Below are 23,784 nucleotides of genomic sequence, written 5' to 3'. Positions count from 1 at the left end.
GCCTGCGCTTAGATCGCTTGAAGATGACAGGCTAAAACTTTTCAGACCTGAATGGATAGAACATCATGAATTTACACGAATATCAGGCAAAACAACTGTTTGCTCGGTATGGCATGCCGGCACCAACCGGTTACGCCTGTACCACACCGCGTGAAGCAGAAGAAGCCGCATCTAAAATCGGCTCCGGCCCGTGGGTGGTGAAATGTCAGGTTCATGCTGGCGGCCGCGGTAAAGCTGGCGGCGTTAAAGTTGTTAACAGCAAAGAAGACATTCGTGCATTTGCTGAAGCCTGGTTGGGCAAGCGTCTGGTGACTTACCAGACGGATGCGCTGGGTCAGCCGGTTCACCAGATCTTGGTGGAAGCGGCAACTGATATCGACAAAGAATTGTATCTGGGTGCCGTGGTTGATCGCGCAAGCCGTCGCGTGGTGTTTATGGCTTCTACAGAAGGTGGCGTTGAGATTGAGAAAGTTGCGGAAGAAACGCCGGAACTGATCCACAAAATGACCATCGATCCACTGGCAGGGCCACAGCCTTACCAGGGCCGTGAACTGGCGTTCAAACTCGGTCTGACCGGTAAGCAAGTCAGCCAGTTCGCCAAGATCTTCATGGGATTGGCAACACTGTTCCTGGAGCGCGATCTAGCGATGGTTGAGATCAACCCGCTGGTGATCACCAAGCAGGGTGATTTGATCTGCCTGGATGGCAAACTGGGTGCTGATGGTAACGCGTTATTCCGCCAGCCTGAATTGCGTGAAATGCGCGATCCCTCTCAGGAAGATGAGCGTGAATCCCGTGCGGCTCAGTGGGAGCTTAACTATGTTGCCCTCGACGGTAACATCGGTTGCATGGTGAACGGTGCCGGTTTGGCCATGGGTACCATGGACATCGTAAAACTGCACGGTGGTGAACCTGCCAACTTCCTGGACGTGGGCGGTGGTGCGACTAAAGAGCGCGTAACCGAAGCGTTTAAAATCATTCTGTCTGACGACAAAGTGAAAGCGGTTCTGGTTAATATTTTCGGTGGTATCGTGCGTTGCGACCTGATCGCCGACGGTATCATTGGCGCCGTTGCTGAAGTTGGGGTTAACGTCCCGGTAGTGGTGCGTCTGGAAGGGAACAATGCCGAACTGGGCGCCAAGAAACTGGCGGACAGCGGCCTGAATATCATTGCTGCGACCAGCCTGACTGATGCGGCTCAGCAAGTTGTTGCGGCAGTGGAGGGTAAATAATGTCCATTTTAATTGATAAGAACACCAAAGTCATTTGCCAGGGTTTCACTGGTAGCCAAGGGTCCTTCCACTCCGAACAGGCTATCGCCTACGGCACTAAAATGGTCGGCGGTGTGACGCCGGGTAAAGGCGGTACCGTGCATCTGGGTTTGCCGGTGTTCAACACCGTGCGTGAAGCGGTTGAAGCGACCGGTGCAACGGCCTCGGTGATCTATGTTCCAGCCCCGTTCTGCAAAGACTCTATTCTGGAAGCGATCGATGCAGGCATTAAGCTGATCATCACCATTACTGAAGGTATCCCAACGCTGGATATGCTGACGGTGAAAGTGAAGCTGGATGAAGCCGGTGTACGCATGATCGGCCCTAACTGCCCAGGCGTGATCACCCCGGGTGCATGCAAAATCGGTATCATGCCGGGCCATATCCATCTGCCAGGCAAAGTGGGTATCGTTTCCCGCTCAGGTACACTGACCTATGAAGCGGTGAAGCAAACTACTGATGCGGGTCTGGGCCAATCAACCTGCGTAGGTATTGGTGGTGACCCGATCCCAGGTTCCAACTTTATCGACATTCTGAAGATGTTCCAGCAAGATCCGCAGACTGAAGCGATTGTGATGATCGGCGAGATCGGCGGTAGCGCTGAAGAAGAAGCGGCTGCTTATATCAAAGATCACGTGACCAAGCCGGTTGTCGGTTACATCGCCGGTGTTACCGCGCCTAAAGGCAAGCGTATGGGCCATGCGGGTGCCATCATTGCTGGCGGTAAAGGCACTGCGGATGAGAAGTTCGCGGCGCTGGAAGCGGCAGGGGTCAAAACCGTGCGCAGCCTGGCTGACATCGGTGACGCAGTGAAAGCCGTATTGAATCGCTGATATTTCACGATAAGAATAGTATCTCGACATGTTTGGCCACCCTTTGGGTGGCCTTTTTCATCCCTTGAGTTATCGCTCATGACGTACTCAAAAATGAGGTTCTTGACGTTAATCGGGACCTTTTCTGTCGCTAAAACTATGTATTTGTGGGATTTGCGATCCACCTCTCAACACAGTCTCAGACTAATTAACCTGAAGCTGATTTGTGAGTTAACTCACTGCAATTATTTATTGAAAATAAAAAGTTAATATATTTCGAATGAAAATCTTCACTCAATACAATCGTGGTTATTTTAAATTACATTTATTTAACACAAAAATATCAATAAAAAACAATTAAACTATAATGCAACATGCCTCCAGGAAAATTACGCGAAAACATGTAATAGAACCTGGAAATAATATGCGGATAGGCTTAAATTGTTCTAGATCAAAATAAGCTGGAATACCTCTTTTGGCTTCTTTTTGACCTGTCGCCAAAAGTCTAAGCCATGTCACGTAAAAACCTATTTATTGTATGGGATTTGGCGAGTATCATGCCATTGTGTAATTAGGGATGGTTGATCTTGTTGCATTTGTTACCTGCTGTCGGTTTTCATAGGTGCGTTTTGCTCCCGGCCACTGTGGTCAGGCTGTGAATGTGCGATTGAAAGCAGAGAGGCTGGATCAAATTTGTTGTTTTTAAGGGCATTCACTGCGGGGCGTTACCGGTTACTCTTTACGGAGTCGTACCGATAGCCGCAAGTCGGAGTCTTCCTGCCAGGAGCAAGGAGTCAAGATGTTTGATATTGTCGAACTGTCGCGCTTACAGTTTGCCTTAACGGCGATGTACCATTTTCTATTTGTTCCATTAACGCTAGGTATGGCGTTTTTGTTAGCAATTATGGAAACGGTATATGTGCTGTCTGGCAAACAAATTTATAAAGATATGACCAAATTCTGGGGCAAGTTATTTGCAATTAACTTTGCTCTGGGTGTGGCCACTGGTTTGACCATGGAGTTCCAGTTCGGGACTAACTGGTCATACTTCTCTCACTACGTCGGTGATATCTTCGGGGCCCCTCTGGCCATCGAAGGTCTGATGGCGTTCTTCCTGGAATCAACGCTGGTCGGCCTGTTCTTCTTCGGCTGGGATCGTCTGAGCAAAGTACAGCACCTGACGGTAACCTGGTTTGTGGCTCTTGGTTCAAACCTGTCCGCTCTGTGGATCCTGGTTGCCAACGGCTGGATGCAGAACCCGATCGCTTCTGATTTCAACTTCGAAACCATGCGTATGGAGATGGTCAGCTTCTCCCAACTGGTACTCAACCCGGTTGCACAGGTGAAGTTTGTTCACACCGTGGCTTCAGGTTACACCACGGGTGCCATGTTCATTCTGGGGATCAGCTCTTACTATCTGCTGAAAGGTCGCGATATTGCGTTTGCTAAACGCTCCTTTGCCATTGCTGCCAGCTTTGGTATGGCTGCGATCCTTTCCGTTATCGTACTGGGTGATGAATCTGGCTACGAAATGGGTGACGTGCAGAGAACCAAACTGGCTGCTATTGAAGCCGAATGGGATACTCAACCGGCACCGGCGGCATTTACTCTGTTCGGTATTCCGAATCAGGAGCGAATGGAAAACTCCTTTGCTATTCAGATCCCATGGGCGCTCGGCCTGATTGCTACCCGTTCCATTGATACCCCGGTTATCGGCTTGCGGGATTTGATGGTTCAGCACCAGGTTCGTATCCGTAACGGTATGAAAGCATACCAGTTGCTGGAAAGCCTGCGTGGCGGCAATACCGATCCGGCAGTACGTGCTGAATTCAATAACATCAAGCAGGATTTGGGCTATGGTCTGTTGCTGAAACGTTATACCGAAAACGTTACCGACGCGACAGAAGCGCAGATTCAGCAGGCAACCAACGATTCGATTCCACGCGTTGCTCCGCTGTATTTCGCCTTCCGTATCATGGTGGCCTGTGGCGTGATCATGCTGTTCATTATCGGCATGTCATTCTGGAGCGTATTGCGTGGCCGTATCGGTGAGAAGAAATGGCTGCATCGCGCAGCGCTGTACGGCATTCCATTACCTTGGATTGCAGTAGAAGCAGGCTGGTTCGTGGCAGAGTATGGTCGTCAGCCGTGGGCGATAGGTGAGGTACTGCCAACCGCAGTCGCCACCTCTTCGTTGACCGTAGGCGATATACTGTTCTCGATGGGGCTGATTTGCGGCTTGTACACCCTGTTCCTGGTGGCTGAAATGTACCTGATGTTCAAGTTTGCGCGTCTGGGTCCAAGTAGCCTGAAAACTGGCCGCTATCATTTTGAACAACCGACTGCCACCGTGCAGGAAGCGCGCTAAACAGGAGTCCACTTATGTTTGATTATGAAGTACTACGGTTTATCTGGTGGGTTCTGGTTGGCGTATTGCTGATCGGCTTCGCAGTCACGGATGGTTTTGACATGGGCGTCGGTATCCTGATGCCTGTCATCACCAAAAACGATACTGAACGCCGGATAATGATCAACTCCATTGCCCCGCACTGGGATGGTAACCAGGTGTGGCTGATCACCGCCGGGGGCGCGCTGTTTGCCGCTTGGCCGATGGTTTACGCCGCTGCGTTCTCGGGCTTTTATATAGCCATGATCCTGGTGTTGGCAGCGTTGTTCTTCCGCCCGGTCGGTTTTGACTACCGTTCGAAGCTGGAAAACAGCCGCTGGCGTAACATGTGGGACTGGGGCATCTTTATCGGCAGTTTCGTGCCTGCCGTGGTATTCGGTGTGGCGTTCGGTAACCTGCTGCAAGGGGTTCCGTTCCACGTTAACGAATATCTGCGCCTGTTCTACACTGGCAACTTCTTCCAACTGCTTAACCCGTTCGCGCTGTTGGCTGGGATTGTCAGCCTGACGATGCTGGTAAGCCAGGGTGCAACCTATCTGCAGATGCGTACCACGGGTGAGCTCCACCTGCGTTCACGTGCTGCGGCACAGATTGCAACTCTGGTGATGGCCGTCTGCTTCTTGCTGGCCGGTGTATGGCTGGTGAAAGGTATCGATGGCTTTGTGGTGACCTCAGTTCTGGATACTGCGGCGGAATCCAACCCGTTGCGTAAAGAAGTGGCTCATCAGGCAGGTGCCTGGCTGATCAACTACAACAAGTATCCGATTCTGTGGGCGTTACCGGCGCTTGGCGTGATCTTGCCATTGTTCACCATCCTGTTCTCCCGTTTGGAGAAAGGGGCTATGGCATTCCTGACTTCATCGCTGACAATTGCTTGTGTGATCTTGACGGCCGGGGTAACCATGTTCCCGTTCGTTATGCCTTCGAGCACTATGCCTAACGTCAGCCTGACCATGTGGGATGCGACTTCCAGTCTGCTGACGTTGAAAGTGATGACTATTGTGGCGATTATCTTCGTGCCAATTGTTCTGGCGTACACCTGCTGGTCGTACTACAAAATGTTTGGGCGCTTGGATAAGAATTTCATCGAAAACAACAAGCATTCACTGTACTAAGCAAAAGGAGCTAACCCATGTGGTATTTTGCCTGGATCCTCGGAACGCTTCTTGCCTGTGCCTTCGGTATTATTACGGCCCTGGCGCTTGAGCACATTGAAGATTCGCAAGCACAGCAAGACAGTAAGTAATGAGTTTATCGCTTACTGATAGGCTGTACGCTATCACTGACAAGGGCCCGATTCGGGCCCTTTCATTGGCGCTGGCGTTGATTTTAGCGGGATGTATATTCTGGGATCCCAGCCGTTTTGCGGCGCGCACCAGTTCGCTGGAGATTTGGCAGGGCATCCTGCTGATATGGGCGGTGTGTGCGGGCATGGTTCACGGTGTCGGTTTCCGGCCTCAGAAGATGTTCTGGCGTGCATTTTTTGCGCCATTACCTGCAATTGTGATCCTGGCCGCAGGATTACTTTACGTTTCTTTATAATCTGCAGCATATCCGCTTGTTATGGGCCATTCAGGCCCATAATTATTTTCATTCCCATCCTGTAACCCATTCCCAACCCGATCCGTCTTGCGTATAGTAGCAACGTTAAATTGCATTGGCTTGGAAGTATCGTGAGTAATACGTTGTTTCGATGGCCGGTTCGTGTCTATTACGAAGACACCGATGCCGGCGGTGTGGTTTACCATGCCCGCTACGTCGCCTTTTACGAAAGAGCGCGCACAGAGATGCTGCGTCAGCATAACTTTCATCAACAGCAGCTGCTCAGTGAACATGTCGCTTTTGCTGTCCGGCGCATGACGGTGGATTATCTGTTACCAGCTCGTCTCGATGATCTGCTGGAAGTACAGAGTGAAATCACCTCAATGCGTGGGGCCTCTCTCACGTTTGCTCAACGCATTGTCAATTCTGACGGTACTCTTTTGAGTCAGGCCGATGTGTTGATTGCATGCATTGATCCACACCAAATGAAGCCGATAGCGCTTCCTAAGTCTATTGTCGCGGAGTTTAAGCAGTGACTGACATGAACATCCTAGATTTATTCTTGAAGGCAAGCCTGCTGGTTAAGCTTATCATGTTGATTCTGATAGGCTTTTCAGTTGCCTCTTGGGCGATTATCATCCAGCGCACCCGCATTTTGAATGCGGCCACGCGGGATGCCGAAGCCTTCGAAGACAAGTTCTGGTCCGGTATTGAGCTTTCCCGTTTGTATCAGGAAAGCCAGGCGCGCCGCGATAGCCTGATGGGCTCGGAACAAATTTTCCATTCTGGTTTTAAAGAGTTTGCCCGTTTGCACCGTGCTAATAGTCATGCACCGGAGTCGGTGATCGAAGGAGCGTCACGTGCGATGCGTATTTCGATGAATCGTGAACTGGAAACTCTGGAAACTCACATTCCTTTCCTCGGCACCGTCGGTTCCATCAGCCCGTATATCGGCCTGTTTGGTACCGTGTGGGGGATTATGCATGCCTTTATTGCCTTGGGCGCAGTCAAACAAGCCACGTTGCAGATGGTGGCGCCGGGTATCGCTGAAGCGTTGATCGCCACCGCGATTGGCCTGTTTGCCGCGATCCCTGCCGTTATGGCCTACAACCGCCTCAACCAGCGTGTTAACAAGCTTGAGCAGAATTACGACAACTTTATGGAAGAGTTCACCGCTATTCTGCATCGTCAGGCCTTCTCCAGCGACAGCAAATAAGTAGGAGGTAGCATGGCGAAAGTTCGTGGTCGTAACCGTCGTGAGCTGAAGTCGGAAATCAATATTGTTCCGCTGTTGGACGTGCTTTTGGTGTTGTTACTGATTTTTATGGCAACCGCACCGATTATCACCCAAAGCGTTGAGGTTGATTTGCCTGACGCCACGGACTCCAAAACGGTGTCCAGCGACGACAATCCGCCGGTGATTCTAGAAGTCTCCGGCGTGGGCCAGTACACCTTGGTGGTGGATCATAATCGCATGGAGCTGTTGCCGCCTGAACAGGTTGCGGCTGAAGCGCGGTCGCGTTTGGCGGCTAATCCGAAGACGGTCTTCTTGATCGGTGGGGCAAAGGAAGTACCCTATGATGAGATTATCAAGGCATTGAATATTCTCCATCAGGCGGGCGTAGCTTCCGTGGGGCTGATGACCCAGCCAATCTGACCGTAAGGTGAGAGGCAACCCGGTTTCTGCCGATGGTGCAGAAACCCCGTTTAAGCACCAGTTTTTGGGACTCTATTTTGGTAAAGGCAACTGAGCAAAACGATAAGCTGAACCGCGCCGTTATTGTTTCGGTGGTTCTGCACATCATATTGATTGCCCTGTTGATTTGGGGATCGCTGCAAGAGAACGCCGAAATGAGTGCCGGCGGTGGCGGCGACGGTTCCGTCGTCGGTGCAGTGATGGTCGATCCTGGGGCGGTGGTGGAGCAGTACAATCGCCAGCAGCAGCAGAGCAGCGATGCACAACGTGCCGAAAAGCAACGTCAGAAGAAGGCGGAGCAGCAGGCAGAAGAACTGCAGCAGAAACAGGCTGCGGAACAACAGCGCTTGAAAGAGCTTGAACAGGCACGCTTGGCTGCGCAGGAAAAAGCGGCGCAGGATGCCAAAGCACAGTCAGAACAGCAGAAGAAAGCAGCAGAACAGCAACAACAGGCGGCTGAGCAGCAGAAAGCGGCTGAAGTTGCAGCGGCTAAGGCTAAAGAACAACAGAAAGCGGCTGAACAAGCAGCGGCAAAAGCCAAAGCCGAGGCAGATAAAATAGCCAAGGCCCAGGCAGACGCACAGAAAAAAGCAGAAGCGGAAGCCAAGAAAGAAGCTGCTGCCGCCGCTGCCGCCAAGAAGCAGGCGGAAGAGGCGAAGAAAGAGGCCGCCGCCGCAGCTGAACAGAAAGCGGCTGAAGCCGCCGAGAAAAAAGCTGCTGCTGATGCCGAGAAGAAAGCGGCAGCAGAAGAAGCGAAAAAAGCCGCCGCGGCTGAGAAGGCTGCTGAAGCCAAGAAAGCAGCGGATGCCAAGAAGAAGGCGGCTGCAGAGGCGGCTAAGCAGGCTGCCGATGTAGACAACTTGTTTGGTGATTTGGCGGATGGTAAAAACGCGCCGAAAGGTGGCGGTGCTGCCAAAACTAAAGGTGACGCAGCCAAGGCAAAAGGTGAGGGTGATGCCAAGAATGCGGGGGAACGCGGCGTAGATTCCTCGGGTTATGAAAGTCAGATTAGGGCGGCCATCCAAAGTAAGTTCTACTCTTCAGGTTTTGAAGGTAAGACATGTGATTTGCGTATCAAGCTTCAACCGGATGGTTTCTTGAGTTTCGTGGAACCAGCTGGGGGCGATCCGGCCTTGTGTCAGGCTGCTGTTGCAGCAGCAAAGCAGGCGCGTATTCCTAAGCCGCCAAGTGATGCCGTTTATCAGAAAGTTAAGAATGCGACTATAGAATTTAAACCGCAGTAATGGTTGTTATAACTGAGTAAAACGCAAGGATGTACTAAGGTAACCAACAGGGATTTTTACCCATTGTTTCTCAGTTTGCAGCGTTGTTGGCTGAAAGTTCTGGATTCTTTGGGTAAACGTAGTTTTGTTTGCGTTGGTTTGTTAAAATTCTGCTAATTTATCGCGGGCATCCCGCCTGGATAAGGGAGATGAGATGAAGCAGGCATTTCGAGTAATGTTAGGTTTGTTAGTCCTGTGGGCATCCGTGCTGCACGCGGAAGTTCGCATTGAAATCACCCAAGGGGTCGACTCTGCTCGCCCGATTGGTGTGGTGCCATTTAAATGGGCGGGTCCAGGCACGCCTCCAGAAGATATTGGCCAGATTGTTGGCGCAGATTTACGCAACAGTGGCAAATTCAACCCTATTGATGTGGCACGTATGCCGCAGCAACCGAGCACTGCGTCTGAAGTGACGCCAGAGGCTTGGACTGCGCTGGGCATTGATGCCGTCGTTGTCGGCCAGGTGCAACCTGGTGCTGATGGCAGCTATCTGATCTCTTACCAACTGGTGGATACCTCAGGTTCTCCGGGCACCGTTCTGGCACAAAACCAGTATAAAGTGACCAAGCAATGGTTACGTTATTCTGCCCATACCGCCAGTGATGAAGTGTTTGAAAAGCTGACCGGTATCAAAGGTGCGTTCCGTACCCGTATCGCTTATGTGGTGCAGACCAACGGTGGGCAATTCCCGTATGAGGTGCGTGTATCAGACTATGATGGTTTTAATACGTTCGTAGTGCACCGCTCACCAGAGCCATTAATGTCACCAGCCTGGTCACCAGATGGTAGCAAACTGGCTTATGTAACCTTTGAAAGTGGCCGTTCAGCGCTGGTTATCCAGACTCTGGCTAACGGTGCTATCCAACAGGTAGCTTCTTTCCCACGCCATAACGGTGCTCCTGCATTCTCACCAGACGGCAGTCGCCTGGCATTTGCTCTCTCCAAGAGCGGTAGCCTGCATCTGTATGTGATGAACCTGGGTTCTGGCCAGATCAGCCAGATCACCGATGGCCGCAGCAACAACACCGAACCTAGCTGGTTCCCTGATGGTCAATCTCTGGCGTATACCTCCGATCAGGGCGGGCGTCCTCAGATTTATAAAATCAGCGCAAGCGGCGGTGCTCCACAACGCCTGACTTGGGAAGGTGCTCAGAATCAGAACTCTGATGTGAGCCCGGATGGCAAGTTCCTGGTGATGGTGAGTTCCAATAGTGGTGCTCAGCATATCGCCAAACAAGATCTTACTTCGGGAGCGGTTCAAGTATTAACGAACACACAACTGGATGAAACACCAAGTATCGCACCAAACGGTACCATGGTGATCTATAGCTCCACGCAAGGTATGGGCTCCGTCCTGCAGTTGGTATCGACTGATGGGCGTTTCAAAGCGCGTCTTCCGGCAACCGATGGACAGGTCAAATCACCTGCCTGGTCGCCGTATCTGTGATGCATGTGTAAATATGTATAGCAAACTATAAAAGGATCAAAGAAATGCAACTGAACAAAGTGCTGAAAGCTTTACTGCTGGCACTGCCAGTTCTGGCTGTGGCGGCCTGTAGTTCTAACAAAAGCGCAAACAACGACCAATCTGGTATGCTCGGCGCTGGCACGGGTACAGAAAATGGCAGCAGCAACCTGTCTTCTGAAGAACAAGCTCGTTTGCAGATGCAAGAACTGCAGAGGAACAACATTGTTTACTTCGGTCTGGACAAATACGACATCAGCTCTGAGTTCTCTCAGATGCTGGATGCGCATGCTGCATTCCTGCGTAGCAACCCGTCCTATAAAGTGACCGTTGAAGGCCACGCGGATGAGCGCGGCACGCCAGAGTACAACATCGCTCTGGGTGAGCGTCGTGCTAACGCAGTTAAAATGTACCTGCAAGGTAAAGGCGTTTCTGCTGACCAGATCTCTATCGTTTCTTACGGTAAAGAAAAACCAGCAGTACTGGGCCACGACGAAGCGGCTTGGGCTAAAAACCGTCGTGCCGTTCTGGTTTACTAAGAGAATCGCATGAACAGTAACTTCAGACGTCATCTGTTGGGTCTGTCGTTACTGGTTGGCGTAGCGGTCCCATGGGCCGCTACTGCCCAAGCGCCAATCAGTAATGTCGGCTCTGGCTCGGTCGAGGACCGTGTCACTTCTCTTGAGCGTATCAGTAATGCTCAGGGCCAGCTTTTAAATCAACTCCAACAACAACTCTCTGACAATCAACGTGATATTGATACTCTTCGTGGGCAGATCCAGGAAAGCCAATACCAGTTGAATCAGGTGGTTGAACGCCAGAAACAGATCTATCAGCAGATGGATAGTCTCAGCCAGGGTGGCGCACAGAATTCCACGGATGCAGCAGCAGGTGGTGCCACAGCAGCTGCGCCTGCTGACAGTGCTACTACTGCACCTGCGGCTGCCACACCGGCGAGTACCGGTGATGAAAACAGCGACTACAATGCTGCTGTTTCATTAGCGCTGGAAAAAAAACAGTACGATCAGGCGATCTCCGCTTTCCAAGCTTTCATAAAGCAGTACCCAAAGTCTACTTACCAACCTAATGCCAACTATTGGCTCGGTCAGTTGTTCTACAACAAGGGTAAGAAGGAAGATGCGGCTTACTATTATGCGGTGGTGGTGAAGAGTTTTCCAAAGTCACCCAAATCACCGGACGCTATGTTTAAAGTTGGGGTGATCATGCAGGAAAAAGGCCAGGTTGATAAAGCCAAAGCCGTTTACCAGCAGGTGATCAAATCCTACCCAACCAGCGATGCGGCCAAGCAGGCAAAGAAACGCGCAGCCAGCCTGTAAATAAAAACTGAGCCCAGAACTTAGTCGTTTTGACCGATTTCTGGGCTCATTCGCGTGAAGAACAAGCAGTTGAACCTATTGCGCCAAAATTTAGGTTGCGCTGCCAAGATAAATTAGTAATATATGCCGCCGTTGCCAAGACATCTTGCAAGATGTTAAAGCAGCAAGGAAATTGGGTCGTTAGCTCCGTTAAGTAGAGCAGTTGACTTCAAATCAATTGGCCGCAGGTGCAAGCCGAGCATTAGCAAAAAAGCATCGCGTAAGCGATAGTAAGTAAAGCGATGTGAAGCTGAGTAATCCTGTTTGCCACTCCAGTTTTCTTCGATACGGATTTTCCATTCTGTATTAATCAGCAGTAAACCACGACAGTGGGTCGTTAGCTCAGTTGGTAGAGCAGTTGACTTTTAATCAATTGGTCGCAGGTTCGAATCCTGCACGACCCACCAATTCTTAATGAGTTGGTAAAAAGTGGAATCGTAAAGGATGAGAACCGTAAAGGTTCGAGTAGAGCGAAGCGAGACAACATCGCGCAAGCGATGGCCCGAAGGGCGAGGCGAAGCCGAGTAATCCTGCACGACCCACCAATTCTTGATGGATTGGAAGAAAAAGTTCTTCACGCGGTTCAGTAGTAAACCACGGCAGTGGGTCGTTAGCTCAGTTGGTAGAGCAGTTGACTTTTAATCAATTGGTCGCAGGTTCGAATCCTGCACGACCCACCAATTCTTAATGAGTTGGTAAAAAGTGGAATCGTAAAGGATGAGAACCGTAAAGGTTCGAGTCGAGCGAAGCGAGACAACATCGCGCAAGCGATGGCCCGAAGGGCGAGGCGAAGCCGAGTAATCCTGCACGACCCACCAATTCTTAATGGATTGGAAGAAAAAGTTCTTCACGCGGTTCAGTAGTAAACCACGGCAATGGGTCGTTAGCTCAGTTGGTAGAGCAGTTGACTTTTAATCAATTGGTCGCAGGTTCGAATCCTGCACGACCCACCAATTCTTAATGGGTTGGTAAAAAGTGGAATCGTAAAGGATAAGAACCGTAAAGGTTCGAGTCGAGCGAAGCGAGACAACATCGCGCAAGCGATGGCCCGAAGGGCGAGGCGAAGCCGAGTAATCCTGCACGACCCACCAATTCTTAATGAGTTGGTAAAAAGTGGAATCAGGCGAAAAAGAAATTCAGTAGTAAACCACAGCAGTGGGTGATTAGCTCAGTTGGTAGAGCATCTCCTTTACACGGAGGGGGTCGGCGGTTCGAGCCCGTCATCACCCACCACTTCTGCGGGTCGTTAGCTCAGTTGGTAGAGCAGTTGACTTTTAATCAATTGGTCGCAGGTTCGAATCCTGCACGACCCACCAATTCTTAATGGATTGGTAAAAAGTAGAATCGTAAAGGATGAGAACCGTAAAGGTTCGAGTCGAGCGAAGCGAGACAACATCGCGCAAGCGATGGCCCGAAGGGCGAGGCGAAGCCGAGTAATCCTGCACGACCCACCAAATACAGAAAAAAGCGCCTTTAGGCGCTTTTTTCGCATATGTATCCGACCTAATCTCAAGCGCTGATCTTACATAACGCACGATGTCGTGCGGGTGAGAACCTGCGTTCAGGTTCGAGCCGAGCGAAGCGAGACGACAACGCGCAGCGTTGCCCGTAGGGCGAGGCCGAAGGCCGAGTCAATCCTGCATGAACTCTACGGTGCTCAAACAAGTCTTCCTAACCATCAAGCCTAATGCTGGTCAGGTAAGCAAAAAGTCACATAATCATGTAACCAATGCAAAAGGTGAGGCCCCTTCCTCCTAACTGCCGTTTTATCGACTTAAATATTGTGTTTTACTCTCGAAAAATTTCAATCCATTAAACAAAAATCGCTTTTAATTAAAAACATCAGCGACTTTTCACTCAATTTTAGGTATTTTGTTTAGTATACAAAACGAGGGCGTTTGTGGAAGGCAAAATCTTGCCTGATAAGCAGACGAACAGCCTAGCATAGAGACGACAGCGATGAGTGAAATGTTTGATGTCAACGCGGCGGTGTATCCCTTCCCGCCGAAGCCGGTGCCGTTGGACGTAGCCGAGAAGGCTTTCTATCGGCAGAAAATCAAAACCTTGCTCAAACAGCGTGATGCGGTAATGGTAGCTCACTACTATACCGATCCAGAGATCCAGGCATTGGCCGAAGAGACCGGTGGCTGTGTGGCTGATTCACTTGAGATGGCGCGTTTTGGCAGCAACCATCCGGCTTCAACCCTGTTGGTCGCCGGGGTGCGTTTTATGGGGGAAACCGCCAAGATCCTCAGCCCGGAAAAACAGGTGCTGATGCCGACGCTGAATGCCGAATGCTCGCTCGATCTCGGTTGCCCAGAGGCGGAGTTCAACGCGTTTTGCGATAGCCATCCGGATCGTACCGTCGTAGTTTACGCCAATACCTCGGCAGCAGTAAAAGCGCGTGCTGATTGGGTGGTAACCTCCAGTATTGCGGTTGAGCTGATAGAGCATCTCGACAGTTTGGGTGAGAAAATCATCTGGGCACCTGACCGCCATCTTGGCCACTATGTGCAGAAGCAGACCGGCGCAGATATGCTGTGCTGGCAGGGCGCCTGTATCGTCCATGACGAGTTTAAAACCCAGGCGCTGATACGTATGAAGGCGCTGTACCCGGATGCGGCGATATTGGTGCACCCAGAGTCGCCGCAAGCAGTTGTCGATCTGGCCGATGCCGTGGGTTCTACCAGCCAACTGATTCAGGCGGCGACAACGCTGCCAAATCAGCAACTGATTGTCGCTACCGATCGCGGTATTTTCTACAAGATGCAGCAGGCTTGCCCAGGCAAAGAACTGTTTGAGGCTCCGACGGCTGGCGAAGGGGCAACCTGCCGCAGCTGTGCTCATTGCCCGTGGATGGCGATGAACGGCCTGAAAGCGATCGCCGAAGGATTGGAACAGGGTGGTGCCCTGCATGAAATTTTTGTTGATAGCGCAGTACGTGAAAAAGCGCTGATCCCGCTCAACCGTATGCTGGCGTTTGCCGCACAGTTGAAAATGCCGGTGAAAGGGAATGCCTGATTGCCGATTAACCGTTTGATAAGGATAGCGAGATGAGTTTTTTCAGTACCAGCAATATTTTGGTTCATATTCCGCTTGGTGCCGGGGGTTACGATCTGTCATGGATTGAAGCCATTGGTACGCTGTTTGGCTTGCTGTGCATCTGGTATGCCAGCAAAGAGAAAATCATCAACTACCTGTTTGGTCTGATTAACGTGACGCTGTTTGCCGTCATCTTTTTCCAGATCCAGCTTTATGCCAGCCTGCTGTTGCAACTGTTTTTCTTCGTGGCCAATATTTACGGCTGGTATGCCTGGAGCCGCCAGACGCAGGACAACCAGGCCGAACTGAAGATCCGCTGGCTGTCGTTACCTAAGGCGCTGATGTGGGGCGCGTTATGCATTGTTGGCATTGCCTTGATGACCTTTAATATCGATCGCGTGTTTGCTTATCTGACGCAGATCGCGGTAACGGTGATGCAGGCACTTGGCCTTAGCGTGCAGATGCCAGAACTGCAGCCGGACGCCTTCCCGTTCTGGGATTCAACGATGATGGTGCTGTCGATTGCGGCAATGATACTGATGACGCGTAAATACGTTGAAAACTGGTTACTGTGGGTGGTTATTGATGTGATCAGCGTGGCAATCTTTGCCTACCAAGGGGTTTACGCGATGGCGCTGGAATACGTCATTCTGACGCTGATTGCGCTCAACGGCTCCTGGTTGTGGATCCGCAGTGCTTCCCGGAATCATTCGCGGCCATTATCTTCCGCAGCATAATGCAGCAATGAGAACTCAGGGGCTGGCCCTCTGAGTTCAAAATACCTGGTAATCACACAGACTGGAGCGATACAGCCGCCACAAGCCAAGCAGGTTGAGCAGCAAGCCTGCTATGGCGATTAACGGCATTCAGGCATCCACCACTGGCTGCATTTAGCAGAAACGCCATACCGCTTCACACAGGAAGAATACGGCGATCGCCCCCATTTGCCGCATTTGCCACGCCAAAGGTGATTTACAGCGCCAGTTTCACAGGCTAGATTGTTGGGATCTCATGCTGAATGCTGCGAAATACACCTCCCGATACCGAATGGAAAAGTTATGAATTACCAAAACGACGATTTACGCATTAAAGAAATTAAGGAACTCCTGCCCCCTGTGGCCCTGCTGGAGAAGTTTCCGGCTAGCGAGCAGGCAGCGGAGACGGTGTCACAGGCGCGCAATGCGATTCACAAAATCCTTCGTGGTAATGACGATCGCCTGCTGGTGGTGATTGGCCCCTGTTCGATTCACGATACCAAAGCGGCAAAAGAGTACGCGGCACGCCTGCTGAAATTGCGGCAGGAACTGAGCGGTGAATTGGAAGTGGTGATGCGTGTTTATTTCGAAAAACCACGTACCACCATTGGCTGGAAAGGGCTGATCAACGATCCGCAGATGGACAACAGCTTCCAGATCAACGATGGCCTGCGTTTGGCACGTAAACTGCTGCTGGATATCAACGATAGTGGCTTGCCTGCGGCGGGTGAATTCCTTGACATGATCACCCCGCAATACCTGGCGGATCTGATGAGCTGGGGCGCTATCGGCGCGCGTACCACAGAATCCCAGGTGCACCGCGAACTGGCTTCCGGCCTGTCTTGCCCGGTAGGGTTCAAGAATGGCACCGACGGCACCATCAAAGTGGCAATTGACGCGATCAACGCCGCTGGTGCGCCACACTGCTTCCTGTCTGTCACCAAATGGGGCCATTCGGCGATTGTGAATACCGGTGGTAACGGCGATTGCCATATCATCCTGCGCGGTGGCAAAGAGCCAAACTACAGCGCTGCACATGTCAAAGAAGTGAAAGAAGGGCTGGCGAAAGCGGGCCTGCCAGCGCTGGTGATGATCGATTTCAGCCACGCCAACAGCAGTAAACAGTTTAAGAAACAGATGGATGTCAATGCAGACGTTTGCAAACAGCTCCGTGGCGGTGAAAAAGCCATTATCGGCGTGATGATCGAAAGCCATTTGGTGGAAGGGAATCAGAACCTGGAAAGCGGCGAACCGCTGGTTTACGGCAAGAGCGTTACCGATGCTTGCATTGGTTGGGAAGATACCGAAACCGTCCTGCGTGAACTAGCCGCAGCGGTGAAGGCACGTCGGGCTTAACTCCTGGCAGCAGCTAGAAAAAGCCCTCGGCGATAAAACCGAGGGCTTTTGCTTTCAGCAGCGAACCATTATTTCGCTTTGCCCTGGTTGGCTACCGCCGCCGCTTTGGCGGCGATCTCGTCAGCATTGCCCAGATAGTAACGTTTAACCGGTTTGAAATTTTCGTCGAACTCATACACCAGCGGCACGCCGGTTGGGATGTTCAGCTCAAGGATTTCATCTTCGCTCAGGTTATCCAGGTATTTCACCAGAGCACGCAGCGAGTTGCCGTGTGCCGCCACGATCACACGCTCACCGCTTTTGATGCGCGGCAGGATTTCTGCGTCCCAGTAAGGGATCACGCGATCGATAGTCAGCGCCAGGCTCTCGGTGGTTGGCAGCTCTTTATCGGTCAGTTGCGCATAGCGCGGATCGTGGCCAGGGTAGCGCTCATCATCTTTGCTCAACTCTGGCGGCGTCACGGCAAAACCACGACGCCATTGTTTCACCTGCTCATCGCCATATTTTTCAGCGGTTTCAGATTTATTCAGGCCTTGCAAAGCGCCGTAATGGCGTTCGTTCAGCTTCCAGGATTTTTCGGTCGGCAGCCAAGCCTGGTCGAGTTCATCCAGAATGTTCCACAGAGTATGGATAGCGCGCTTGAGCACGGAGGTGTAAGCGAAATCGAAAGCGAAACCTTCATCTTTCAGCAGTTTACCTGCTGCTTTCGCCTCGCTGCGGCCTTTGTCGGACAGATCAACATCATACCAACCGGTGAAGCGGTTTTCATTGTTCCACTGGCTTTCGCCGTGACGCACCAGAACCAGCTTAGTTACAGCCATAGCTTAACTCCTCAATAATCTGATATTTGAATGATAACGAGAATCATTATATTACTGCGGCCGGTGGCTCGGCAATCGATATACCCGGCTATTGCGCTATTGGGTATCTGGTTTAACCATAGTCAATTTCTTGCCACAAGGCATAGGAGGAAAGCAGGGAAAGTGGGAAAGAGGCAACGGCGTGAGTGCGTTCAATGCAAACACGCCGAAGAGTTAATGCTGTTAGGCTGATTTTTTCAGGCAGTTGCTCATAAAGGCTTTACGCTCATCGCTTTTCAGGCTCTTTTGCGAGGCTTCAGCGTTGCAGTTTTTCATTTTCTGCTGCTGCGGGGTGAGGGCTTTTTCTGTTTTATGCCCTTCGGACTTCAGGCAACTGCTCATAAAGGTGGTACGGTCAGAACCTTTCAGCGATTGGTTGGAGGCCTGTTGATTACAATCGGTCATGCGTTTCTGCTGGGCAGCCTGCGCCGGAGAAGGCGTTTTTGCTGCGGTATCGGCAGCCATCAGATTGGTGCTCAGCATTAAACCTGCCAGTAATGGAAGTGCAGTAATCAGACGCATAGGTGTTCCTTCAGCTATTGACCGGCCTGGATGGCCGAAAATTGTGACTAAGCACAATATGTTGTGCTTATCACCGCTGTCTGATTCTAGTCCTGGCTTTGGAATAAGGAAAGGGCACTACCGACGGGATAGAAGGGCGATACGATAACGATAGCGCCCCTTGCCGCGTGGCGAGGGGCGTGGCGGGTCAAATAGGATTAAACTGATAATGCGTGGCGCTCTGATAACGCTGGCCTGGTTGCAGCCAACAGCTCGGCTGCGGCCATTCTGGGTGATTTGGGCTATCGGGCAAGAACTCGCTTTCCAAGGCCACACCGGCATAGCTGGCGTAAGTGCCGCCATCACGCGCTGGCGTGCCAGCCAGATAATTGCCGCTGTACAGTTGCAGCGCTGGTGCACTGGTAAACACCGTCAGCTCGACTTTGCCGTCGGCCGACCACAGACGTGCCGCCGGGTTTTCCAGCGCGCTACAGGTGCGGTACAGCAAGTAGGCATGGTCATAGCCTTTGACCCGCTGCTGATCGCGATCGCGCAGAAAATCCTGCAATAGCGTTTTCGGCTGGCGAAAATCCATCCCGGTGCCTGCAACCTCGGTCAAATCGGCACTGGGGATACCTTCGCTGTCTACCGGCAGATAGCGATCGGCAAACAATTGTAACCGCTGCTGGCGCGCATCGTGGCCCGCTCCGTCCAGATTTAAGTAGGCATGATTGGTCAAGTTGACCGGGCAGGCGCGGTCAACCTGAGCCTGATAGCCAATCTCCAGCCGGTTATCGGCGGTCAGCCGGTAGGTCAGCGTAACGTACAGATTGCCAGGGAAGCCCTGATCGCCATCTGCGGAATGCAACTGATACACCACCTGTTGCTCATTTTGTGCAGCGATCTGCCAGCGGCGGGCGTGGAAACCTTCCGGTCCACCGTGCAACTGGTGCTCCCCTTGATTAGCCGCCAGCGGATGCGGCTTGCCGTCGATCAGCAAGCTGGCATCAGCGATGCGGTTGGCATAGCGCCCGACGGTTGCACCCAGATAGGCACGTTGATGCAGATAATCCGCCGGTGTTTTGCAGCCCAGCAGCAACTCACGTTTTTCGCCCGATTTGAGCGGCAGTACGGCGGAAAGCCAGGTTGCGCCCCAGTCCATCAGCGTGACCGTCATTCCCCCGGCATTACGCAGGGTGGTGAGAATAAACGGCTGGCCGTCGGGGGCGATTGAGGATGAATCTGTCAGCATGGGCCCGCTCCTTGCGATGCTTTACAGACGTAGAAAGCTTCCTGCAAGCCATTGGTCTGCAACGGATATTCCCGAGCTACCGCTGCGCGTACCGGCTCCACCAAATCCAGCGGCATCAGCGCCACGATACAGCCGCCGAAACCGCCGCCGGTCATGCGTACGCCACCGCGATCGCCAATGGTTTTTTTAACGATCTCAACCAACGTATCGATCGGGGGAACGGTAATTTCGAAGTCATCACGCATGGAAGCGTGTGATTCTGCCATCAGTTTCCCCATCAGTTTGAGATCCCCTGCTGCCAGCGCATCGGCAGCGGCCAGTGTGCGTTCATTCTCGCTGATCACATGGCGCGCCCGCTTGGCTACGGTAGGGTCCAGTTCGTGCTGGATTGGGAAGAACAGCTCCGGGCTGACATCACGCAGTGCTTTAACGCCAAAGAAGCGTGCCGCTTCTTCACATTGCTTGCGGCGGGTATTGTATTCGCTGTCGACCAATCCCCGTTTCACATTGGAGTTGATGATCACCACCGCCACGTTTTTTGGCATCGGCACCGCACGCGTTTCCAGCGACCGGCAATCGATCAGCAGCGCATGATCCTGTTTACCCAGCGCCGATATCAGTTGATCCATAATGCCGCAGTTACAGCCGACAAACTGGTTCTCGGCTTCCTGGCCATTCAACGCCAGGGCCACGCCGTCGAACGGCAATTGATAAAGGGCTTGTATTGCCTGGCCAACGGCCACTTCTAATGAGGCCGAAGAACTGAGCCCGGCCCCTTGCGGCACATTCCCGCTGATCACCAGATCGGCACCGCCAAAATTGGCATTGCGCAGTTGCAGATGCTTTACCACCCCGCGCACGTAGTCGGCCCAGCGTAGCTCTGGGTGGCTGACGATAGGCGCATCGAGCGAAAACAGATCCTGCTGATTGTCGTAGTCGACGGCCAACACGCGGATCTGGCGATCGTTACGTGTGGCACAGCTAATTACCGTTTGGTAATCAATGGCACAGGGCAGCACAAAACCGTCGTTGTAATCGGTGTGCTCGCCAATCAGGTTGACCCGGCCCGGAGCCTGAATGGTAAGGGTCGGTGCATAGCCAAAGTGTTGAGTAAAGAGGGCTTGGGTATGGTTTTTGAGGCTCATTATTTCACTCCGGCTTCACAGTAATGGACATCACTGACGGCACGCAGGCGTTCTGCGGCCTGTTCTGCGGTGAGATCGCGCTGGGTTTCCGCCAGCATTTCGTAGCCCACCATAAATTTACGTACCGAGGCGGAACGCAGCAGCGGTGGATAGAAATGGGCATGCAGTTGCCAATGGCGATTATCGGCGGCGTTGAATGGCGCACCGTGCCAGCCCATCGAATAGGGGAAAGAGCACTGGAACAGATTGTCGTAACGGCTGGTGAGCTTCTTCAGGGCGATTGCCAAATCGCTGCTCTGCGCTGGCGTGAGATCGGTGAGGCGTTGCACCGCTGCTTTCGGTAACAGCAGAGTTTCGAACGGCCACGCCGCCCAGTAAGGCACCACCGCCAGCCAGTGCTCAGTCTCCACCACGGTTCGGCTGCCATCTGCCAGCTCACGCTGTGCGTAATCCACCAACAAGGGGGAATGGTGCTGGAGGAAATAGTCCTGCTGCAGGCGATCTTCCCGTTCGGCCTCGTTGGGCAGGAAGCTGTTGGCCCATACCTGACCGTGCGGATGGGGGTTCGAGCAACCCATCGCCGCCCCTTTATTTTCAAACACCTGTATCCAGGGATAAGTGCGGCCGAGATCGGCAGTCTGCGCCTGCCAGGTGGCGATCACCTGTTCCAGCGCCGGTAATGAGAGCTGCGGCAGCGTTTTACTGTGATCGGGCGAGAAACAGATCACCCGGCTGACGCCGCGTGCGCTTTGGCAGCGCATCAGCGGATCGGGGTTTTCTGGTGCCAGCGGTGTATCGGGCATCAGCGCGGCAAAATCATTGGTGAAAACGTAGGTACCGGGATAGTCAGGGTTTTTATCGCCGGTAACGCGTTGATTACTGGGGCACAGAAAGCAGTCGGGATCGTGCGCGGGCAGCGTTTCCTGCGCGTGGGCTTCTTGCTGCCCCTGCCATGGGCGCTTTGCCCGGTGCGGAGAAACCAATACCCACTGGCCCGTGAGCGGGTTAAAACGGCGATGTGGGTGATCGATGGGGTTAAAATCGGGCATAGCGCTTCCTTCATCTACCTGTACGGTGTTGTGTAATCGCTTTCACTGTTTGCGTGACCGATCGCGACTCAACGCATTGCGGAAAATAATGGGGGAAAAGATAGCATGCTCGTGGAGAGAAAAAGGTGATCCATCGCCAATAATGGAATCGTTTACATTGAGCGATAATCTCAATAGTAAGGGGCCTACCCGCAGATTGAAGTCAAAGAAGACAAAGTGAGTGGTAACGCTTTCATGCTCTTGTTCGGCAGGGAGAGCCTGCCGAACAAGAGAGGGCTATGGATGCTGATACAAAGGATAGGTGAAGAACAGCAGATGGGTCAGATTAAGGCCAAAGTGGAAAATAATCGGCACCCACAGGCGGCCGCTCCACATCCAGGCCAGGCCATAAATCACCCCGGCCAATGTGGCAAATGCCACCATTAGCATCCCACCGGCAAAGTGCGCGGCACCAAACAGCAGGGCAGTGATAATTAGCGCCGGATAAGCGCCGATCCACTGGCGTATGCGTTGCTGCAAATAACCACGGAATAGCGCTTCTTCCGCCAGAGAAACAAAGAACAGATTGGCCATCATGAATGCCAGGATCCACGGCGGCATATGCAGCTCAATCCTCAGGCCGCCGAGCGCTACCGCCAGCAGCAACAGTGCTGGAACCGCCAGCACCAACAGCACCCAGGCGCTGGCACCGACTTTTTTGTCGGCCTTGCCTGCATTAAACAGCGTCGGCAGGCAGGCAAACAGCAGGAAGGGCACTAACGCTTTGTCGAAGTTGTAATACAGGGAATAGGGCGCACTCAGTGGCCCGACTTTTTCCTGCACGACCATTAACGGGTTGTTGAAGCCCGGTATCAGGTGAGAAAACAGCGCCAGAGAACAGGCAACCAGAAAGATTTCCAGAATGAGTGCGACAGCGCGCTGCTCGCGGTATTGGTGACGCAGCCAGACCGCAAGGGCGATCGGTGCCAGGCAAGCCAGGCTAAGCGGCGTGAGAATGTGATGGTAGATCCCCATCCCAACAGCGGCGGCCAAAACGGCCCAGGCAAACAGCCGATTAAACGGTAAAAAAAACAATGAAGCCGATAGTACGCCCCACATAGTTGCTATCCCTTTATCTAGAAACACCACACCCAATGCCGAAGGTTCGGCGTGTTAGTGACTTGTGAAATGAGTGCTAACTGGGATAGTAGCACAGGGAAATTAATGTAATGGTTAGGACAGCGATGAAAACTGCTATTAAATCGAGGCGTTACCCTCTTGTTCGCCAATGGTAGCAGGAGTAAACCGGCACTCAGCCCTGCATCCAGGCTTGCGAACGTATGACTCTGCCGAGGTTTTGCAACGTCTCCAGGCTCTGCTGGTGAATATCTTCCGTTGGTGCCGTGCAGAGATCTTGTAATACCGTGACCTGGAAACCGGCATCGTGGGCCTGCCGCGCGGTGCTTTCGATCGCCAGTGAGGTACTGATGCCGCCCAGCAACAAATGATGGCAGCGGTGTTGCTGTAACCACGCTAACAAATTGTTACCGGCAAAGGCAGAAGTTGCTTTTTTTTCGAACTGCAAATCCTCTGGTTTTACCTCCAGCCCTTTCAGCCAGTGGCAACCCCCGTTGCTTAAACGCAGCGCGCCGAGGTGTTTCAGGTGGTTGAACAACGGTGAATGGGGCGGAATATCGTGATAGTCATCGGCAAAACCGACCCGCACCCAGATGACCGGAATTTTGCGCACCCGCGCGTAAGCGGCAGCCGCATTGGTGTGGGTAATTATATCCTGCGTTACCAACTGTTCACGGCAGTGATTGGCCCGCCCTTTCGGGCCAGCCAAGTCTTCAATCAGGTCAATAATAATCAGTGCGGCGGACATATCCTCTCCAGAAAATAACTCTGCATACTTTTATGATAAAAGGCTGAGTGTGATGTGCTGCGGGGAAGTGTTGCCGAATATGTCATCGGATGAGGGGCTAGCCCCCAT

23 protein-coding genes, 5 tRNA genes and 5 other RNA genes are annotated in these 23,784 nt (G+C 52.4%); 26 read left to right on the top strand and 7 right to left on the bottom strand.

Annotated features, from left to right (window positions below; genetic code table 11):
• The first annotated feature begins 65 nt into the window (after positions 1-65).
• From sucC to aroG, 26 genes are all read left to right on the top strand, one after another.
• Entirely contained in the window at positions 66-1,232 is a 1,167-nt protein-coding gene (gene sucC / locus ACX1CU_RS16865; protein WP_459399412.1) for an ADP-forming succinate--CoA ligase subunit beta, read from the top strand.
• The gene (sucD, locus tag ACX1CU_RS16860; RefSeq protein WP_459399411.1) at positions 1,232-2,104 is read left to right on the top strand and encodes a succinate--CoA ligase subunit alpha; all 873 of its coding nucleotides are present in this window, start codon (positions 1,232-1,234) and stop codon (positions 2,102-2,104) included. Before sucC ends, sucD begins: the two co-directional genes overlap by 1 nt.
• Positions 2,105-2,882: 778 nt before the next feature.
• Entirely contained in the window at positions 2,883-4,451 is a 1,569-nt protein-coding gene (cydA, locus tag ACX1CU_RS16855; RefSeq protein ID WP_459399410.1) for a cytochrome ubiquinol oxidase subunit I, read from the top strand.
• Between the two features lie 14 nt (positions 4,452-4,465).
• A complete protein-coding gene (gene cydB / locus ACX1CU_RS16850) occupies positions 4,466-5,605 on the top strand; it encodes a cytochrome d ubiquinol oxidase subunit II (protein WP_459399409.1) in 1,140 nt (379 codons plus the stop codon).
• Between the two features lie 17 nt (positions 5,606-5,622).
• Complete coding sequence (gene cydX, locus ACX1CU_RS16845; protein WP_459399408.1) at positions 5,623-5,736, top strand: cytochrome bd-I oxidase subunit CydX; 114 nt, start codon at positions 5,623-5,625, stop codon at positions 5,734-5,736.
• Complete coding sequence (gene ybgE / locus ACX1CU_RS16840) at positions 5,736-6,032, top strand: cyd operon protein YbgE (RefSeq protein WP_459399407.1); 297 nt, start codon at positions 5,736-5,738, stop codon at positions 6,030-6,032. The genes cydX and ybgE overlap by 1 nt, the downstream gene beginning before the upstream one ends.
• Positions 6,033-6,163: 131 nt before the next feature.
• On the top strand, positions 6,164-6,568 hold the full coding sequence (ybgC, locus tag ACX1CU_RS16835) for a tol-pal system-associated acyl-CoA thioesterase (RefSeq protein ID WP_076940895.1): 405 nt from the start codon (positions 6,164-6,166) through the stop codon (positions 6,566-6,568).
• Entirely contained in the window at positions 6,565-7,248 is a 684-nt protein-coding gene (gene tolQ / locus ACX1CU_RS16830; protein ID WP_459399406.1) for a Tol-Pal system protein TolQ, read from the top strand. The genes ybgC and tolQ overlap by 4 nt, the downstream gene beginning before the upstream one ends.
• 12 nt (positions 7,249-7,260) lie before the next feature.
• The gene (gene tolR, locus ACX1CU_RS16825) at positions 7,261-7,689 is read left to right on the top strand and encodes a colicin uptake protein TolR (protein WP_459399405.1); all 429 of its coding nucleotides are present in this window, start codon (positions 7,261-7,263) and stop codon (positions 7,687-7,689) included.
• 77 nt (positions 7,690-7,766) lie between these two features.
• Positions 7,767-8,972 (top strand): cell envelope integrity protein TolA, encoded by a 1,206-nt coding sequence (gene tolA / locus ACX1CU_RS16820; RefSeq protein ID WP_459399404.1) that lies wholly within the window; start codon positions 7,767-7,769, stop codon positions 8,970-8,972.
• Positions 8,973-9,165: 193 nt separating this feature from the next.
• Positions 9,166-10,458, top strand: a complete 1,293-nt coding sequence (tolB, locus tag ACX1CU_RS16815; RefSeq protein ID WP_459399403.1) for a Tol-Pal system beta propeller repeat protein TolB — start codon at positions 9,166-9,168, stop codon at positions 10,456-10,458.
• Positions 10,459-10,502: 44 nt separating this feature from the next.
• The gene (gene pal, locus ACX1CU_RS16810; protein WP_459399402.1) at positions 10,503-11,015 is read left to right on the top strand and encodes a peptidoglycan-associated lipoprotein Pal; all 513 of its coding nucleotides are present in this window, start codon (positions 10,503-10,505) and stop codon (positions 11,013-11,015) included.
• A 9-nt stretch (positions 11,016-11,024) separates the two neighbouring features.
• On the top strand, positions 11,025-11,813 hold the full coding sequence (cpoB, locus tag ACX1CU_RS16805; protein ID WP_459399401.1) for a cell division protein CpoB: 789 nt from the start codon (positions 11,025-11,027) through the stop codon (positions 11,811-11,813).
• Between the two features lie 370 nt (positions 11,814-12,183).
• Positions 12,184-12,259: transfer RNA gene (locus ACX1CU_RS16800), tRNA-Lys, on the top strand.
• 16 nt (positions 12,260-12,275) lie between these two features.
• Positions 12,276-12,397: non-coding RNA, RtT sRNA (locus ACX1CU_RS16795), on the top strand.
• A 59-nt stretch (positions 12,398-12,456) separates the two neighbouring features.
• Positions 12,457-12,532 (top strand) — tRNA-Lys (locus ACX1CU_RS16790).
• 16 nt (positions 12,533-12,548) lie between these two features.
• Positions 12,549-12,670, top strand: a non-coding RNA gene (locus ACX1CU_RS16785) — RtT sRNA.
• 59 nt (positions 12,671-12,729) lie between these two features.
• A tRNA-Lys gene (locus tag ACX1CU_RS16780) sits at positions 12,730-12,805 on the top strand.
• Between the two features lie 16 nt (positions 12,806-12,821).
• Positions 12,822-12,943, top strand: a non-coding RNA gene (locus ACX1CU_RS16775) — RtT sRNA.
• Between the two features lie 66 nt (positions 12,944-13,009).
• Positions 13,010-13,085, top strand: a tRNA-Val gene (locus tag ACX1CU_RS16770).
• A 7-nt stretch (positions 13,086-13,092) separates the two neighbouring features.
• A tRNA-Lys gene (locus ACX1CU_RS16765) sits at positions 13,093-13,168 on the top strand.
• Between the two features lie 16 nt (positions 13,169-13,184).
• A non-coding RNA gene (locus tag ACX1CU_RS16760) (RtT sRNA) lies at positions 13,185-13,306 on the top strand.
• A 73-nt stretch (positions 13,307-13,379) separates the two neighbouring features.
• A non-coding RNA gene (locus tag ACX1CU_RS16755) (RtT sRNA) lies at positions 13,380-13,504 on the top strand.
• A gap of 307 nt (positions 13,505-13,811) precedes the next feature.
• On the top strand, positions 13,812-14,873 hold the full coding sequence (gene nadA / locus ACX1CU_RS16750) for a quinolinate synthase NadA (protein WP_459399400.1): 1,062 nt from the start codon (positions 13,812-13,814) through the stop codon (positions 14,871-14,873).
• 32 nt (positions 14,874-14,905) lie between these two features.
• A complete protein-coding gene (gene pnuC, locus ACX1CU_RS16745) occupies positions 14,906-15,631 on the top strand; it encodes a nicotinamide riboside transporter PnuC (protein ID WP_459399399.1) in 726 nt (241 codons plus the stop codon).
• Between the two features lie 321 nt (positions 15,632-15,952).
• The gene (aroG, locus tag ACX1CU_RS16740; RefSeq protein WP_459399398.1) at positions 15,953-17,005 is read left to right on the top strand and encodes a 3-deoxy-7-phosphoheptulonate synthase AroG; all 1,053 of its coding nucleotides are present in this window, start codon (positions 15,953-15,955) and stop codon (positions 17,003-17,005) included.
• A 68-nt stretch (positions 17,006-17,073) separates the two neighbouring features.
• Here the strand turns inward: aroG and gpmA are convergent, their stop codons facing one another.
• The 7 genes from gpmA to ACX1CU_RS16705 all read right to left on the bottom strand — a co-directional run bounded on the left by gpmA (position 17,074) and on the right by ACX1CU_RS16705 (position 23,676).
• Positions 17,074-17,826 carry a 2,3-diphosphoglycerate-dependent phosphoglycerate mutase gene (gpmA, locus tag ACX1CU_RS16735; RefSeq protein WP_459399397.1) on the bottom strand — a complete coding sequence of 251 codons (753 nt, stop codon included), beginning with the start codon at positions 17,824-17,826 and terminating at the stop codon, positions 17,074-17,076.
• A gap of 222 nt (positions 17,827-18,048) precedes the next feature.
• Positions 18,049-18,387 carry a PsiF family protein gene (locus ACX1CU_RS16730; protein WP_459399396.1) on the bottom strand — a complete coding sequence of 113 codons (339 nt, stop codon included), beginning with the start codon at positions 18,385-18,387 and terminating at the stop codon, positions 18,049-18,051.
• Between the two features lie 187 nt (positions 18,388-18,574).
• The gene (gene galM / locus ACX1CU_RS16725; RefSeq protein ID WP_459399395.1) at positions 18,575-19,618 is read right to left on the bottom strand and encodes a galactose-1-epimerase; all 1,044 of its coding nucleotides are present in this window, start codon (positions 19,616-19,618) and stop codon (positions 18,575-18,577) included.
• Entirely contained in the window at positions 19,612-20,763 is a 1,152-nt protein-coding gene (galK, locus tag ACX1CU_RS16720; RefSeq protein ID WP_459399394.1) for a galactokinase, read from the bottom strand. The genes galM and galK overlap by 7 nt, the downstream gene beginning before the upstream one ends.
• A complete protein-coding gene (gene galT, locus ACX1CU_RS16715; protein ID WP_459399393.1) occupies positions 20,763-21,812 on the bottom strand; it encodes a galactose-1-phosphate uridylyltransferase in 1,050 nt (349 codons plus the stop codon). Before galT ends, galK begins: the two co-directional genes overlap by 1 nt.
• A 276-nt stretch (positions 21,813-22,088) precedes the next feature.
• Positions 22,089-22,910 (bottom strand): CPBP family intramembrane glutamic endopeptidase, encoded by an 822-nt coding sequence (locus tag ACX1CU_RS16710; RefSeq protein WP_459399392.1) that lies wholly within the window; start codon positions 22,908-22,910, stop codon positions 22,089-22,091.
• Between the two features lie 193 nt (positions 22,911-23,103).
• Complete coding sequence (locus ACX1CU_RS16705; protein WP_459399391.1) at positions 23,104-23,676, bottom strand: cysteine hydrolase family protein; 573 nt, start codon at positions 23,674-23,676, stop codon at positions 23,104-23,106.
• Positions 23,677-23,784: the final 108 nt, after the last annotated feature.

This window comes from Serratia sp. D1N4 (assembly GCF_054552755.1).
The sequence above is the reverse complement of the archived record's forward strand: the minus strand, read 5'-3'. Positions and strand labels throughout refer to the sequence as shown.